This window comes from Collimonas sp. OK607, assembly GCF_900111995.1.
Lineage (GTDB): Bacteria > Pseudomonadota > Gammaproteobacteria > Burkholderiales > Burkholderiaceae_D > Collimonas.
On record NZ_FOKF01000037.1, the window covers coordinates 18,075 to 33,896 of the forward strand.

Genomic DNA, 15,822 nt, shown 5'->3' on the forward strand with positions numbered 1-15,822 from the left:
GGTTCATGTCCTTTTAGGAAACAGATTAAATAATTTACAAGAATTCAGTCATTTCAATTATGCAGGGCTTGCGCCGCCGCGAACAATCCGCGGAATTTCTGGTAACGCGCTTGCAGCATCTCTTGCTGTGCAGCGGCAGGAACGAAGCGTTCCTTTACCGGCATGCCTTGGCCCGGCAAGTCACGACCACGGCCATATGCCAGGAAACCCAGCTTGGCAGCGCCGATGCAGGCGCTGAGTTCACTGCCCGACAAGGTGCAAATCTCCCTGTCGAGAATGTTCGATAACAATTGCGCCCAATAGTTGCTGCGAGCGCCACCGCCGACCAATGAACACTGGCCTACCACCGCTCCTGCCGATTGCACCGCATGCATAGCATCGAGCAGGCCGAAACCAACGCCCTCCAGCACTGCGTAGCCGAGCATCGCCGGTGTCGTGTCATGCGCCAGATTCATGAATCCACCGCGCAGCAACGGATCGTTGTGCGGCGTGCGTTCGCCGGCAAGATAGGGCAAGAACAAGGGTGTCGCTACGGGAGCCGACTGCGTGAGCGGCAAGCGTTCTTCTACCAGCTGCAGCAAAGTTTGCTCATTGACCTGCCCCAGCAGCTGGGTAACCCACCGCAGGCAACTGGCGCCGGCCAGCATCGCACCCATGGTGTACCAGCGCTGCGGCAGCGCATGGCAGAAGCTGTGCACTGCGCTGGCCGGATTGCCGGCCACCCGATCGGTAATGGCGACAATCGCGGCGCTGGTGCCAAGCGTGACAAACGCCTGGCCAGTGTCAATCGCACCGATGCCGACTGCCGATACCGGATTGTCACCGCCACCACCAGCCACCGGCACCGGCTGTTGCAATGCCAATAATGATGCCGCAGAAGCACTCAAATTAGCCGACGACGCCGAGCCCTCCACCAACCGCGGCATCTGCGTCAACTCAAGCCCGGTAGCCTGCAGCATAGGTTCAAACCAGTCGCGCTTGCGCACATCCAGCCAGAGCGTACCGGCGGCGTCGGAGACATCGCTGATGCGCTCGCCTGTTAAACGCAAACGTAAATAATCCTTGGGCGACAATACACAGGAAATTTGGCTGAATACTTGCGGCTCATGCTCACGCAGCCATAGCAGCTTGGGAGCGGTCAGGCCGGCCATCGGCAGACTGCCAGTGACATCGGCAAACTCGGGATGTTCATGGCCCAGCAATTGCGCCTGCGCCATGGCGCGCGAATCATCCCATAGGATCGCAGGTCGCAACACCTGATCGCTTTGGTCCAACAATACGGCGCCATGCATCTGCCCTGACAAGCCGATGCAACGGACTCTGGCATACGCATCCGGTTGCTGCTGCCTTAGCTGATGCAAAGCCGCCAGGCAGGCCTGCCACCAGTCGTCCGGGTTTTGCTCGGACCAGCCGGCTTGCGGCCGCGAAATGTTCAATCGGACTCCTGCATGCGTCAACACCGCACCGCTTTCGTCCAGCAATATCGCTTTCAGTTCCGACGTACCGAGATCTATCCCGAGTGAGATGGGATTACCCATAAATATCCATTTCTAAATTTCTCAATTTCTAACGCCGGTTCAAATCAAGAAGGTATCAAAGACAGCCGCAGGAGTTACGGACGCGCAGCGTCGGCGCCAGCCGCACCGTCTGTTTTTTCCCTTCAGGCGTTTCAATCCGCTTCATCAACAGCTTGACTGCCCGCGTTCCCAATTCCTTGACCGGCTGCGCCATCACTGTCAGGCGCGGAATAAAGAAATCGGCCCAGTCGAAATCGTCGAAGCCAACTAGGGCGATCTGCTCCGGCACATCAATCTTTGCATCGCGCAGGGCATGCATGGCGCCGATGGTCATCAGGTTATTGGCAGTCATGATGGCGGTCGGCGGCTCTGTCAGCGCCAGCAGCTGGCGGGTTGCCTGCCGTGCCGGCTCGCTGCTGGATTCACCGCTAACCTGCAGCGCCGGGTCGAACGGCAGGCCGACAGCATCCAGCGCGGCGCGATAACCTTCAATCCGTTCATCGGTAGTAGGCAGGCCGACGCTGCCGGAAATCAGTGCGATGCGCTTGTGGCCATGCTGGATCAAATGGCTGACCAGTTCCTGCGACGACTTCTTGTTTTCCACGCCGACCTGGTCGAATCCCTGCGTCACCAGCCGGTCGACCAGCACCGCCGGGATCTCGTTGGTGCGCAGATATTCCAGCGCCAGGTGCTGCGGATCGGCGGACGGCGCCAGCAGGATGCCGTCAACCCGCCGATGATGCAGCGCCTTGACCGCGCGCAGCTCTTGCTCTGGATCGTCGCGGGTATCGACATACAGCATCATGATGCCGTGCTTGGCGCATTCGGTTTCGATGGCGTGCACGGTTTCGCTGAAATAATGATTGGAGAGCGCGGAAATCGCCACGCCGATGGTGTTCGATGTCGAGCGCGCCAGCGAGCGCGCCAAAGTATTGGGTATGTAGCCAAGCTCCTGGATTGCCGCCTCCACCGCACGCACCGTAGCCGGCCGCACCTTGCGCGTACCGTTCAAGACATGCGAGACCGTCGAAGTCGATACCTTCGCGATTCTTGCGACATCATCCATCGTAGCCAATTTTTGTCCCCTTTTTATGCTTTAAACCGGCGGCCGCGAATAACGTCGCTTCGACAGCCGCCTTGCCAACATTACCGCTGACTGGACCAACCTTTATAAGTAGCGACATTATCATGGGTAATCAGCATCGGTGTCAGCAGCACGACAGGCTTGGCCGGCCGCTTGCCGTTCAGTATGTCATAGCCGATGGCAACCGCGTCCTGCGCCTGGGCCCAAGGGTCCTGGCTGGAGGAAGCCTGGATCGAGGTTTCCGACTTCAGCGCCGCTTCGATATCCGGTGCACCGTCGACCGAAGTAATGACGATGCCCTTGCGCTTCAGCTGCTTGGCGGCGAGATCGCTGCCGATCGCTTGCGGATCGTTGATGGTGAATAAACCGTCGATTTTCGGGAAGCGAGTCAGATAGCCTTGCATGGCGTTCAAGCCACCTTCGCGCGAACCCTTGCCATCCTGATCGTCCGACAATACCTTGATGCCTGGCGCTGCGGCGAATACCGTCTTGCAGCCCTTGACCCTGTCGATCACGGCAGTGACTTGCGGCCCGTTCTGGATAATCACGTTGCCCTTGCCGCCTAGTTTATCGACCAGGTATTTACAGGCCAGCCGGCCAGCCATTTCGTTATCGGTCTGTACCGTAGCGTCAACGCCCTTGGCGCCAACATCCACCGCCACCACCACAATCCCCGCCTTCTGCGCTTTCTTGATGGCCGGTTCGATGGCGACCGGATCGGTGGCATTCAGCAAAATCAGGTCGACCCCCGCTGAAATGAAATTATCGATCTGTGTAAACTGTTTGCTCAGATCATAGTCGGCCGACACCGCGGTAACCTTGGCGTTCGGATTGATTTGCAGGGCTTTTGCCTTGGCGCCGTTGGCCAGCGTCACAAAATAAGGATTGCCTAGCGAACCGACGGTGATGCCGACCGATTTCAGTTCACGCGCCTGGGCCGGAGCCGACAGGGTCAGCGCTAAAGTGAGCGGAATTGATACCAATGCCGCGTGAGCGATTTTTTTCATGATGCACTTATCTCCTGTTACTGGTCATATAAAAATCCCTGCGCAACGACCAGCTTGTCGCGCCCGGTTGGTCTGTAAATCGATTTATCAACATCAAGTACGCGCACCCGATTGCCGATAGCGGTCAAGCGCCACCGCACCGATAATCACGATGCCCTTGATGATGTATTGCCAGATATCGGAAACGCCAAGCAGCACCAGGCCGTTGGTCAGCACCGCGATGATTAGCGCACCGATCAGGGTGCCGCCGATGGAGCCGACACCGCCGGTAAAGCTGGTGCCACCCAAGATCACCGCCGCGATCGCATCCAGCTCATAGGATTGCCCCAGTTGCAGGCCGTTGGCGGCAGACAGGCGCGAGGCCGTCATCACCGCGCCCAGGCCGGCCAGCAAGCCGGACACCGAATACACGAACAGCAACACCTTCCACACCTTGATGCCTGACAAGCGCGCTGCCTCGTGATTGCCGCCAACCGCATAGATCTGCACACCGATCACGGTCCGGCGCAGGATGAACCAGGAAACCGCCACCACCAGCAAGGCGATGATGACCAGCCACGGCACGCCCAGTACCGAGTCGTTACCGATGAATGCGAACGGCAATTCCGGATTGAAAACGGTCTTGTCATCTGCCAGCAAACGCGCCAGGCCGCGCATCGCGGTCAAGGCGCCGAGCGTGACGATGAACGGCGGCAGCCGCATGAAGGCAATCAACACGCCGTTGGTCAATCCCAGCAACAGGCCGAAGCCAATCCCTGCTGCAATCCCCAGCATGCCGAATTGCGGCGAAAGCGAAGCCAGCATGGCTACCACTGCCGACGCCGCCAAAATTGCGCCGACCGACAAATCGATGCCGGCAGTCAGGATCACGAAGGTCATGCCCGCAGCGAGGACGATATTTACCGAGGCTTGCTGGGTGATGATCGACAGGTTCTGCACCGTGAAGAAATTTTCGCTCATCAGGGCAAAACCCAGGACCAGCAACAACAGCACCGGCAGCATGCCGACGGTGCGTAACAGATTGCGCATTTGTTCGCGCTTGCCGACTGCAACGGCGGCGCCGCTAATGCTACTGAGGCTTGCTTGTTCCATGATTTTTGTCTCCTTGCTATTCTGATTCATGATTTCAATACTGGACAGATGTTCAGGCTGCTTGTGGTTCGACCTGCTGGGCGCCGGTGGCCAGTTCGATGATGTTTTCCTGGCTGATTTCACGCCCTGAATGACCACCCAGCTCCGCCACCAGCTCACCTTCACGCATCACCAGTACGCGATCCGAAGTACCGACGATTTCCGGCAGCTCGCTGGAAATCACCACCACCCCGATACCGGCTTGCGCCAGCTCGTTGATGATCCGGTAGATCTCAGATTTGGCGCCGATGTCGACACCGCGCGTCGGCTCATCCAGGATCAGCACATGCGGCTTGATTTCCAGCAGACGCGCCAGCAATACTTTTTGTTGATTACCGCCCGACAGCGCACCGACGTTGATATTCGGAGAGGCAACCCGGATCGCCAGCGACTTGATGGCCTCGCTGGCACGTTGCGCGCCGCGACGGCGATTCAGCACGCCGCCATAACTGGCATCGGGCACACAAGCGCAGACATTGATGTTGTCGCGCACGCTCATATCCAGGAACAAGCCCTGTGATTTACGATCCTCGGTCAGATACACCACGCCGGCGCGGATCGCATCGACCGGGCCACGCAGCGATGCCACCGCCTTGCCGGCCACTTCAAGCGTGCCGGAAATCCGCGGATCGGCGCCAAAAATCAGACGTGCCAGTTCGGTACGGCCGGCGCCGACCAGGCCGGCGACGCCCAGCACTTCGCCCGCATGCAGATCGAAACTGCAACCTCGAACCCGGCGGCCATCGGCCATATCGCGCACCCGCATGACGACATTGCCGGGATCGTAAGGCGCATGTTCTTTCTTGTAGAAACCGGACAGATCGCGTCCAACCATCATTTTTACCAGCGCTTCGGCCGACAAATCCTCGCGCGCCAGCATGCCGACGTGCTTGCCATCGCGCAGTACCGAGACCCGGTCCGAAAGCTCATATATTTCAGCCATCCGATGGCTGATATAGACAATCGCCAAACCCTCCTGGCGCAATTGCCTGATCAAAGCAAATAGACGATCAGTCTCACGCGAAGACAGCGGCGTAGTCGGCTCATCCATCACCAGGATCCTGGCGTGGGCATGGATCGCCCGCGCAATTTCCACCAGTTGACGCTCCGCGATCGACAAGGTGCTGACCTTGGTCTGCGGTTTGAAATCGGCGCCCAGGCGGTTCAATACATCCACACAACCTGCCTCCATCGCCTTGCGGTCGACAGTCCAGCTGCGCCCGCGCAGTTCACGGCCGAGATAGATGTTCTCCGCCACGCTCAGGTTCGGGCACAAGCTCAGTTCCTGATAGATGACGGCGACACCGTGCTCCTTGGCGGCACGCGGGCCGTAACTGGCCACCCGCTGGCCGTCGATGCGGATCTCGCCGCCGGCATCGGCCTGATGGGCGCCCGACAGGACTTTCATCAGCGTCGACTTGCCGGCGCCGTTCTCGCCCATCAAGGCATGGACTTCGCCGGCAAATACGGTCAGGTCGACCTCCTTCAGCACCTTCAAGCCGCTGAAGGTCTTGGAGATGCCGCGCATCTCGAGAATCGGTGTTGCGCCTGATTCAGGTTTCATGAGTAGCCCCTAAATTTGACTGATCGATCATTTTTTATAAAAACGATCACATGGATAAAACAGTTCGTATGGCCGGATGAAAATATTGCAAACCAATTAACAAAATATTTCCGTCGGCAATTTCTGTATTGCGAGCGATCGTTCAATCTCGGTTTTTGAGAGAGGTGTGGAACGAGGCCGTAGCGCCTCTATGGGATGCGGGATATTCATTTGTCTCCTTGCGTATTTGTTTTTACCTGGGTAGCGCAACTGCCGGACAACTGCCGAGCTAGTTATAACGACCTGATTTGCGATCAATATTAGATGAAAGCAAGCGCTTGCGCAAGCGCTTGCTTTTTTTGATATTTACACAACATAAATGATGGAGGAAAAAAAACACCTCCGCGAAGGAGGTGTCGGATACAGCTCCGGGTAACCGCTAAAACCGCTTGGCGCAGAGTGTCGGAATACCCTCGATCAGTTCCCTGCCACGGTCATGCTTTCAATCAGCACCGAGCCGGTTTGCTTGGTGCCGCGAATCAGCGTATCGGCGCCGATCGCAACGATTTGCGCCAGCATGTCTTTCATGTTGCCGGCAATCGTGATTTCCTCGACCGGATATTGGATCACACCCTTTTCAACCCAGTAACCGGAGGCACCGCGCGAATAATCGCCGGTGACATAGTTGACGCCTTGCCCCATCAATTCCGTCACCAGCAAGCCGGTATCGAGCTTCTTCAGCATCGCCTTGAAATCATCCGAAGACTTGGTGAGCGAAGAAGTGATGCTCAGGTTATGCGAGCCACCGGAATTGCCGGTAGTTTTCATGCCCAGCTTGCGTGCCGAATAGGTCGACAGGAAATACCCCTGCACTACACCATCCTTGACCACATCGCGGCGCTGCGTCTTGACGCCCTCTTCATCGAACGGCGCCGAACCCACTGCGCCGATAACGTGCGGATCTTCCACAATCTGGATATGCGGCGCAAATACCGACTTGCCCAGCGAATCCAGCAAGAAGGTCGACTTGCGATACAACGCACCGCCCGACACCGCTTGCACGAAAGCCCCCAGCAAGCCTGCCGCCAATGGCGCTTCGAACAGTACCGGACACTTGCGGGTATCCAGCTGACGCGCGTTTAGCCGCGCCAACGCACGCTCTGCGGCGTAACGGCCGATTGCTTCCGGCTTGGCCAGCTGCTTCGCATCGCGCATCGACGAATACCAGTCGTCGCGCTGCATCTTACTGCCCTTGCCAGCGATAGGCGCGACCGAAATGGTGTGCCGCGAAAATGGATAGCCACCCATGAAACCACGCGAATTGGCGCTGACAAAGTGCGATTGCTGGGCGTAGACGCCGGCGCCCTCGCTATTAGTGATACGTTTATCAACGGCAAATGCTGCCGCTTCGCAACGTTTTGCCAGCTCAACCGCCTCTTCGGCAGAAATCAGCCACGGTGAGCACAGTTTCAAATCCAGTGGATTCATTTCCATAGTATCAACATCCGGCAAGCCGGCACAATCATCCTCCGCGGTAAAGCGGGCGATGTTGTACGCCGCTTCGACCGTGTCTTGCAGGGCTTTTGCCGAAAAATCGGAGGTGCTGGCATTGCCGCGCCGGGTATGGCCTTCCTCGCCCAGGTAGACGGTGACGCCCATCCCTTTGTCCTTGTTTTGCTCGATGGTTTCGACGCTGCCCTTGCGCACGCCCACCGACAAACCGCTGCCTTCGCTGATTTCAACGGCGGCGCCGGAAGCGCCTTTTTCCCGTGCATAGCGCAAAACGTCCTGCGCAAGTTGTTGCAATTGCTCTTGGCTATGTATGAATACGGAATCGCTCATGGGTCGGTTTTCTTCGAAAAAGGTATAAAACGGTTATCATAGCAGTCGTTTACAGTATGGAAGTACCCTTAACATCATGCCAAATCCCAATCGTGGCTCCTGCGGCTTTCAGTCCAGTGAGTTCGAACAAGAATACGATCGCCCCTCAAAGTCCCAGCTCAAGCGCGAGATGACTGCATTGCAGAAGCTCGGCGAAGAGCTGATTGCCGAATCGCGCGACCGCGTAAAGCGGGTGCCGATGCCGGAAGATGTGCGCGACGCCATCCTCGAGTGCCAGCAAATCAAGGATCACGAAGGACGCCGCCGCCAGACTCAGTACGTAGGCAAGAAGATGCGTACGCTGGAGCCGCACGAAATCGCCGAAATCCAGAAAACCCTGGATAGCTGGAGAGGTTTGTCGAAAGCCGATACCGCCGCCATGCACGCGCTGGAACGCCACCGCGACCGCCTGCTGAAGGACGATAACGCGCTGACCGAATTGCTGGCGCAGCATCCGGAACTGGACGTGCAGCACATCCGCACTCTGATCCGCAATGGCCGCAAGGAACAAGCCGAGAACAAGCCGCCTAAGGCTTATCGCGAAATTTTCCAGTTGCTGAAGCAATTGCAAAAACCTTCGGCCGACCGGGATGGCGAGGACGACAGCGAGCACGAGGACGATGGCGACGAAGACCAGCACAATTAATACGATGGGCGCAACTAATCCTGAACCGAAGCAAAGCTTGAAGATCGGCCTGGTGTCGGTTTCGGACCGCGCCAGCACCGGTGTTTATCAGGATCAAGGTATCCCTGCCCTGCAAGACTGGCTGGCGACGGCGCTCACCAGTCCGTGGGAAGTCGAGACCCGCCTGATTGCCGACGAACGCGCGCTGATCGAGCAAACCTTGATTGAGTTAGCTGATAAACATCATTGCGACCTGGTGCTGACCACCGGCGGCACCGGCCCTGCCCGGCGCGATGTGACGCCGGAAGCAACGCTGGCGGTCGCCACCAAGGAAATGCCAGGTTTTGGCGAACAGATGCGGCAGATCAGCCTGCAATTCGTGCCTACGGCGATCCTGTCGCGGCAGGTCGCGGTGATACGCGAGAGTGCCGACCATGCGGCCCTGATCCTGAACCTGCCAGGCCAGCCGAAAGCCATCAAGGAAACCCTGGAAGGCTTGAAAGATGCCGACGGCAAGCAGAAAGTATCCGGCATTTTTGCTGCGGTGCCTTACTGCATCGATTTGATCGGTGGTCCGTATATCGAAACCGACGAAGCGGTCTGCAAGGCATTCCGGCCGAAATCGGCGATCAAACCAGCGTAGCCGGCGCGGGCAAACCCTCCTTTCCTTACCCAACTTTTTTGCGAACAGCACCCATGTTGCCAGCGGTCGCCTCCAAACCCTGCATTGCCCGAGCATTGCTCCTGCCGCTATTGATGCTGGCGCTGAGCTCGCCCCTACCCTTGCTGGCGCAAACCCAAACTTTGCGCCTGACCAATGAGTATCCGGCGACCTCGATCACTGCCGCTGCCGATTTGCAGTTTACCGCCAACGTCAAATTACTGGCGGGCGACGCACTCGCCATCAGCACTGAGCAGGAAGCACTGAACCCGTTCAAGGGCAGCGCCCAGGTCAGCGCAGTGAGCGAAGGCAAGGTCGAAATGGCCACGCTATTTGCCGGCATCGTGGGCGCCAGCGATCCTTTCTTCTTGCTGTCTTCACTGCCGTTCACGGTAAATAATTTTGACGATGCCAAGGCGCTCGCCGGTTGCTCGCAGCCTGCTGTTGAGCAGCATCTGAGCAAACTCAACGCGCACCTGCTGTACGTCACGCCGTGGCCGCCGTCCGGTATCTGGTCGGCGGCGCCATTGACTGATCTGGCGGCTTTGAAGGCGCTGCGGATTCGCACCTACGACGAAAATAGCCGCGCTGTATTTGAGCAGGTCGGTGCGCACAGCGTGAATTTACCGTTTTCGGCGGTTCCACCCAAACTGGCTGCCGGTGAGTTGAACGCCGTACTGTCATCAGGCGACGGCGGCGCCGGTAACCGCTTGTGGGAACAGCTGGGCAATTTCAGCGCCGTCAGCTATTCGATTCCGCTGAGTTACACCGTCATCAACCAGGAGGTCTGGCAGCGGTTGAAACCGGAACAGCAGGCGATACTGACTGAAGCCGCCAAACGTACCGCAGCCGGTTCCTGGAGCAACGTCAAGGATCGCATTGCCAGCAATTACGCACGCATGCGCGAGCATAAAATGACGCTGAATCTGGCGCCTGCGCAAGAGATACAAGACAGTCTGCGCAGCGCTGCAAGAAGCCAGGTTTCGGCCTGGCAGCAAAAGGCCAATGCCACCGATATCGTCGAACTCTGCCTCACGGGCGCGTCACAAGCTTCACAAGCGTCGCAAGCGTCTAAATAGACCGGCAGCCAGCACCGATTAATCATCCACTCTCTATCCGGAACACCTAATGTCAAGCACTCTCGAAACCCTGGAAATCGCCACCTCCGAAACACCGACCGCCGCCGTCATCTGGATGCACGGCCTCGGCGCCGACGGCTCCGATTTTGTACCGATCGTGAAAGAACTGGATCTGACCGGCTGTCCCGGCATCCGCTTCGTTTTCCCGAGTGCGCCGGCGATACCGGTGACCATCAACAATGGCTATGTGATGCCGGCCTGGTACGACATCCTGACTACCGATCTGATCCGCCGCGAAGACGAAGCCGGCTTGCGCAAATCGCAAACTGAAATCGAAGCCTTGATCGCGCAACAGATCGCACTCGGGATTGCAGCCGACAAAATCGTCATCGCCGGTTTTTCACAAGGTTGCGCGATGGCGCTGCAAACCGGTTTGCGTTATCCGCAAAAATTGGCTGGCCTGATGTGCCTGTCCGGTTACCTGCCGCTGAGCGACAAGACGGCCGAAGAACGCAATGCCGCCAACCAGGACACGCCGATTTTCCAGGCGCATGGCCGTGGCGATCCGGTCGTGCTGATCGACCGCGCAGAAAAATCGCGCGACTTGCTCAAGCAACTCGGCTATCAGGTTGAATGGCATGAATACATGATGCCGCATTCGGTGTGCGCGGAAGAGGTTGAAGATATCGGTAACTGGTTGCGCCGTGTGTTGGCATAATTCGGCATAAAACACGCTGCAGCACCAACCCATAAAAAAGCCCGCATTGCATGCGGGCTTTTTTCTCGGCAAAATTTATTTCACCTGCGGCGTATAACCGGCATCCGTGATCGCTTCAGCAAGCTCGTCCGCAGTTGCGCTGCTCTCAACTGACACGGTCCGCCCTTCTATCTTGATATCCACCTTGGCGTTTGCATCAACACCAGCGATGGCTTTGGTAATGCGGCCGGCGCAATGGCCGCAAGTCATGTCCTGCACATTGAATTCGATCATTTTCCTGCTCCGTCTTGAATAGATTGGTTAGGTACCGGTATCAACTATAGACCTTCCCATCATGGCAAGGTCAAGCCCTAATTGACGCAATACGAAAAGCAAACGATCCAAACCCGCTGCAGGGCATCGCGAGCGACTTAGTTCAAGCCGTTCTTGCCTTCGATTTCATTGGCTTTCAAACCACCCAGGCGCGCATGCAGGCGGCCACGTGTCGCCACTGCAAACGCCACCACGATTTCGTCCGCGTTAGGTGCATCGAAGAATTGAGTAGTCACAGTGTCGTAGTGCGATGGCACATACAAGGCATTCTTGTGGGCCAGCGGAATATCGAGTTCAGTACCCGGTACGCCGCGCTTGCCCGACGATGGAATCCAGGCCTTGCCGCCGCCGATGGCTTCGCGGATAGGCATTACCATGGCTGGCGTCAGGAAGGCATTGCCGTGCTCGTATTCGCCGCCGATACCGACGATGCAAGCCTTGCCGTAGCTTTCCACCTGGTCTTGGCCCAGCGCGGCGACAATGCGACGGCCGAACTCATGGCCGAGCGCAGGTGAATTAGCCAGGATCAGTTCCAGGTTTTCGCTGAAACGCCCGGCATAGGGATTGTGGATGGCTGCGGCGATCACGATCTTGCGCAACAAGCTTCCATCGGCCAGCACGCCGTTTTCATTGGCCAGGGTGTCGTCGATCTGGGTGTACCACTTGCGGATATGATAATTTTCGAAATTGGCTGGTTTGGTCATGAGGGATTCCCGGCTAGTTGATGAGCGTTGATGATTTTAGTATACAAAATTCGTGTACATTAATTATAACGCACTTGTTCCCCTTGCCGTATAGCCCATTACATATAAGCAGTAGAGGTTTTGGCAGCACAAAAGGCGAACTGTTAAAATTGTGCTTGACCTTCCCATCATGGGAAGGCTGATCATGCATTATCCCCACTCGTCAAGTTGAGCCCATCATGAGCAGCGCCGGCACCATACAAGCAACTCAAGCAACCCAGACGACAGAATTCCAATTAGCGATCGACGGCATGACCTGCGCATCGTGCGTCTCCCATGTCGAAAAAGCATTGCGCAAAGTTGCCGGCGTACGTGGGGTCAGCGTTAACCTGGCGACCGAACTGGCGACCGTGCAAGCCGATGACGCAAACACCATCGGGCCGCTGGTCGCCGCGGTGGAAAAAGCCGGCTACCAGGTCAGGCAGCAGGAATTAACGCTGGATATCGAGGGTATGAGTTGCGCTTCCTGCGTCAGCCGGGTGGAAAAGGCACTGCACAAAGTGGCCGGCGTACAAACCGTCGCCGTCAATCTGGCCAGCGAGAAAGCCACGCTGACTACTGCCGGCGTGGTGCCTGTCGCCAAATTGATAGCCGCAATCAAGGCTGCCGGCTATGAAGCCTCGTTACCAAAGCCCGCACTAGAAGCATCGGCAAGCATGCGTCCATTGCCGAGCTGGTGGCCGGTCGCCGTTGCTGCGCTGTTTACCCTGCCTCTCGTCCTGCCGATGCTACTGATGCCCTTCGGCGGCAGCTGGGCCCTGCCTGGCTGGTGGCAACTGGCGCTGGCGACGCCGGTACAGTTCTGGCTCGGTGCGCGTTTCTATCGCGCCGGCTGGCGCGCCCTGAAGGCCGGCACCGGCAATATGGATTTGCTGGTGGCGCTAGGCACCAGCGCTGCTTATGGGTTATCGCTGTATTTGCTGCTGACGGCCGCACATGGCGCGATGGCGCATCTGTACTTCGAAGCATCGGCGGCGGTGATCACGCTGGTGCTGCTCGGAAAATGGCTGGAAACCCGCGCCAAACGCCAGACCGCCGACGCCATCCGCGCCTTGAATGCGCTGCGTCCGGAACGTGCCACCGTACGGCGCGACGGCGTTGACCGCGAGATCGCCATCGCCGACCTGCAGATCAACGATCTGGTGGTGGTGCGTGCCGGCGAACGCATCGCGGTTGACGGCCTGGTGGTGGAGGGTCATAGCCAGGTCGACGAATCCTTGTTGACCGGCGAGAGCCTGCCGGTAGAAAAACAACTGCACGACCGGGTAACCGCCGGCGCCATCAACGGCGCAGGTTTGCTGCTGGTGACCACCACCGCAATCGGCGCCGAAACCACATTGGCCCGCATCATCCGCATGGTGGAGCATGCGCAAGCCGCCAAAGCGCCGATCCAGCGCCTGGTAGACCAGGTCAGCGCGGTCTTCGTGCCGGTGGTCCTGCTAATCGCCGCCGTAACCCTGCTGGGTTGGGGCTTGAGCAGCGGCGACTGGCAGCAAGCCTTGCTCAACGCAGTGGCAGTGCTGGTGATCGCTTGCCCATGCGCACTGGGACTGGCGACGCCGACAGCGATCATGGCCGGCACCGGGATCGCCGCCCGTTTCGGCATCTTGATCAAGGATGCGGAAGCGCTCGAAATCGCCCATCGCATCAATGTCGTGGCCTTCGACAAAACCGGTACCTTGACGGTCGGGCATCCGACTTTGCTGGCCTTGCTGCCCCGCGCACAAGACGCAACCGCCAGCGACGACTTGCTGACACTTGCCGCTGCTGTGCAACGCGGCAGCGAACATCCGCTGGCGCGCGCAGTCATCGCCGCCGCAGATAAAAAAGAATTACCAGCGTCACTCAACGCGAGCAAGGTGCAAAGCGTCGCCGGACGCGGCGTGCAAGCTACTGTCGGCGATCGGCAATGTTATCTGGGTAGCTCGCGCTGGATGCAGGAACTGGGCGTCGACCTCGGGACATTGGTAAACGAAGCCAGGACGCTGGAAGCTGAAGGCCGTACCGTTTCCTGGCTCGCCACCGAAGATAATGGCAAATTACTGCTCAATGGCTTGCTGGCTTTCGGCGACGAAATCAAGCCGACCGCCAGGGTGGCGATCCAGCAATTGCAACAACGTTCGATCCGGGTTGCCATGCTGAGCGGCGATAACCACGGCAGCGCCAACGCCGTCGGCCGGCAGCTGGGAATCACCGAGGTCCATGCAGAAATCCTGCCGGGTGAAAAAGCCAGGGTGATCACCGATCTCAAATCCGGCGCCGCCGTGGTCGCCATGGTCGGCGACGGCATCAACGATGCGCCGGCGCTGGCTGCCGCCGATGTCGGCATCGCCATGTCGACCGGCACCGATGTCGCCATGCAGGCCGCCGGCATCACGCTGATGCGCGGCGATCCGGGTCTGGTCGCGGATGCTATCGATATCTCGCGCCGCACTTACAACAAGATCCGTCAGAACCTGTTCTGGGCTTTCATCTACAACCTGATCGGCATTCCGCTGGCGGCACTGGGCTACCTGAATCCAGTGCTGGCCGGTGCGGCGATGGCGTTCAGCAGCGTCAGCGTGGTCAGCAACGCCCTGCTGCTGCGCCGCTGGCGGCCTTCATCTTTCAAGGGAACTCCACATGTCGACTAATGCAATGAATATCGGCGACGCCGCACAGGCTTCAGGCGTTTCGGCCAAAATGATACGGCACTATGAAGAAACCGGCCTGATCCCGAAAGCCAGCCGCAGCGACGGCGGCTACCGTACTTATGCCGAACGCGATATCCATCTGCTGCGTTTTATCCGCCAGGGCCGCTTGCTGGGATTTTCGATGAAACAGATTGCCGAGCTGATCGGCCTCTGGCTGGATCAGTCGCGCCCCAGCAGCAAAGTGAAGCAACTGGCGCTGGACCATATCACTGAATTAGACGAAAAGATCAAGGAGTTGCAAGCCATGAAAGCCACGCTGGAACAATTGGCCTGCCATTGTCACGGCGATGCGCGGCCCGATTGCCCGATTCTTGAAGGCCTGGCCAGGCAGTAGCCAAACAGCTGCATTAAGTAACATGAATCAATGCTAGAATCCCATTCATGTTTGCCATGAACCAACTCAGAAACCTGCTGATTTTATTGCTGGCGCTGACGCTCCCGATACAGGGATATGCAGCGGCGGCGATGGTTTTTTGCGCCTCGGAAAAGGCCACCGCCGTCAGCGATGATGCCGCAATGGCGCATCATATGCATGCGCAAAATGCAGACGTGCCGTCCAAGGCTCAACACGGCAATCTTGAACACTCATCGCACGACAAAAATTCAAGCTCCTGCAGCTCCTGCGCGGCTTGCTGCGTAGGTGTGATTCCCATGCAGTCGGCATTATCGGCAGCGCAACCGTTCCCCCCCATGCATTTCACGCAGTTTCCACTTTCAGGTTTTGTCGGCTACACCCCGGAAAACCCCGAACGACCGCCCTCAGTCCTCGCGTAACACTCCCAACTCAAACGTCTTGCCGCCCGACCGGGATCGGCAAGTTTGATTGAT

The 15,822-nt window shown here is 58.1% G+C and carries 15 protein-coding genes; 7 read left to right on the forward strand and 8 right to left on the reverse strand.

What is annotated here, in order from left to right; genetic code table 11:
- Nucleotides 1-53: 53 nt before the first annotated feature.
- From xylB to pmbA, 6 genes are all read right to left on the reverse strand, one after another.
- Nucleotides 54-1,526 carry a xylulokinase gene (gene xylB, locus BM029_RS20335; protein WP_371329148.1) on the reverse strand — a complete coding sequence of 491 codons (1,473 nt, stop codon included), beginning with the start codon at nt 1,524-1,526 and terminating at the stop codon, nt 54-56.
- A gap of 67 nt (nt 1,527-1,593) precedes the next feature.
- Complete coding sequence (locus BM029_RS20340) at nt 1,594-2,583, reverse strand: LacI family DNA-binding transcriptional regulator (protein WP_244545147.1); 990 nt, start codon at nt 2,581-2,583, stop codon at nt 1,594-1,596.
- Nucleotides 2,584-2,663: 80 nt separating this feature from the next.
- The gene (locus BM029_RS20345) at nt 2,664-3,608 is read right to left on the reverse strand and encodes an ABC transporter substrate-binding protein (RefSeq protein WP_092439176.1); all 945 of its coding nucleotides are present in this window, start codon (nt 3,606-3,608) and stop codon (nt 2,664-2,666) included.
- Between the two features lie 93 nt (nt 3,609-3,701).
- Nucleotides 3,702-4,730 carry an ABC transporter permease subunit gene (locus BM029_RS20350; protein WP_371329147.1) on the reverse strand — a complete coding sequence of 343 codons (1,029 nt, stop codon included), beginning with the start codon at nt 4,728-4,730 and terminating at the stop codon, nt 3,702-3,704.
- A gap of 22 nt (nt 4,731-4,752) precedes the next feature.
- Complete coding sequence (locus tag BM029_RS20355) at nt 4,753-6,303, reverse strand: sugar ABC transporter ATP-binding protein (RefSeq protein WP_092439178.1); 1,551 nt, start codon at nt 6,301-6,303, stop codon at nt 4,753-4,755.
- Nucleotides 6,304-6,759: 456 nt separating this feature from the next.
- Nucleotides 6,760-8,124 carry a metalloprotease PmbA gene (gene pmbA / locus BM029_RS20360; protein WP_092439180.1) on the reverse strand — a complete coding sequence of 455 codons (1,365 nt, stop codon included), beginning with the start codon at nt 8,122-8,124 and terminating at the stop codon, nt 6,760-6,762.
- A gap of 76 nt (nt 8,125-8,200) precedes the next feature.
- On the opposite strand from pmbA, the gene yjgA reads away from it, so the two are divergent.
- From yjgA to BM029_RS20380, 4 genes are read left to right on the forward strand one after another with little or no spacing between them, the layout of a single operon-like run.
- On the forward strand, nt 8,201-8,809 hold the full coding sequence (gene yjgA / locus BM029_RS20365; RefSeq protein WP_092439182.1) for a ribosome biogenesis factor YjgA: 609 nt from the start codon (nt 8,201-8,203) through the stop codon (nt 8,807-8,809).
- Nucleotides 8,810-8,813: 4 nt separating this feature from the next.
- Nucleotides 8,814-9,431 (forward strand): molybdopterin adenylyltransferase, encoded by a 618-nt coding sequence (mog, locus tag BM029_RS20370; RefSeq protein ID WP_092439184.1) that lies wholly within the window; start codon nt 8,814-8,816, stop codon nt 9,429-9,431.
- 53 nt (nt 9,432-9,484) lie between these two features.
- Nucleotides 9,485-10,528, forward strand: a complete 1,044-nt coding sequence (locus tag BM029_RS20375) for a TRAP transporter substrate-binding protein (protein WP_244545146.1) — start codon at nt 9,485-9,487, stop codon at nt 10,526-10,528.
- Nucleotides 10,529-10,577: 49 nt separating this feature from the next.
- Complete coding sequence (locus tag BM029_RS20380; protein ID WP_092439186.1) at nt 10,578-11,246, forward strand: alpha/beta hydrolase; 669 nt, start codon at nt 10,578-10,580, stop codon at nt 11,244-11,246.
- Between the two features lie 75 nt (nt 11,247-11,321).
- Here the strand turns inward: BM029_RS20380 and BM029_RS20385 are convergent, their stop codons facing one another.
- Nucleotides 11,322-11,519, reverse strand: a complete 198-nt coding sequence (locus BM029_RS20385; protein ID WP_092439188.1) for a heavy-metal-associated domain-containing protein — start codon at nt 11,517-11,519, stop codon at nt 11,322-11,324.
- Nucleotides 11,520-11,656: 137 nt separating this feature from the next.
- On the reverse strand, nt 11,657-12,262 hold the full coding sequence (locus BM029_RS20390) for an amino acid synthesis family protein (RefSeq protein ID WP_092439190.1): 606 nt from the start codon (nt 12,260-12,262) through the stop codon (nt 11,657-11,659).
- Nucleotides 12,263-12,480: 218 nt separating this feature from the next.
- Here BM029_RS20390 and BM029_RS20395 point away from each other — a divergent pair, with 218 nt between their 5' ends.
- Genes BM029_RS20395 through BM029_RS20405 form a run of 3 tightly spaced genes read left to right on the forward strand, consistent with a single transcriptional unit; the run spans nt 12,481 to nt 15,768 of the window.
- Nucleotides 12,481-14,934, forward strand: a complete 2,454-nt coding sequence (locus BM029_RS20395; RefSeq protein ID WP_092439192.1) for a heavy metal translocating P-type ATPase — start codon at nt 12,481-12,483, stop codon at nt 14,932-14,934.
- A gap of 4 nt (nt 14,935-14,938) precedes the next feature.
- Nucleotides 14,939-15,328 (forward strand): Cu(I)-responsive transcriptional regulator, encoded by a 390-nt coding sequence (gene cueR, locus BM029_RS20400; RefSeq protein ID WP_092439213.1) that lies wholly within the window; start codon nt 14,939-14,941, stop codon nt 15,326-15,328.
- A 47-nt stretch (nt 15,329-15,375) separates the two neighbouring features.
- Complete coding sequence (locus tag BM029_RS20405) at nt 15,376-15,768, forward strand: hypothetical protein (protein WP_092439193.1); 393 nt, start codon at nt 15,376-15,378, stop codon at nt 15,766-15,768.
- Nucleotides 15,769-15,822 lie beyond the last annotated feature (54 nt).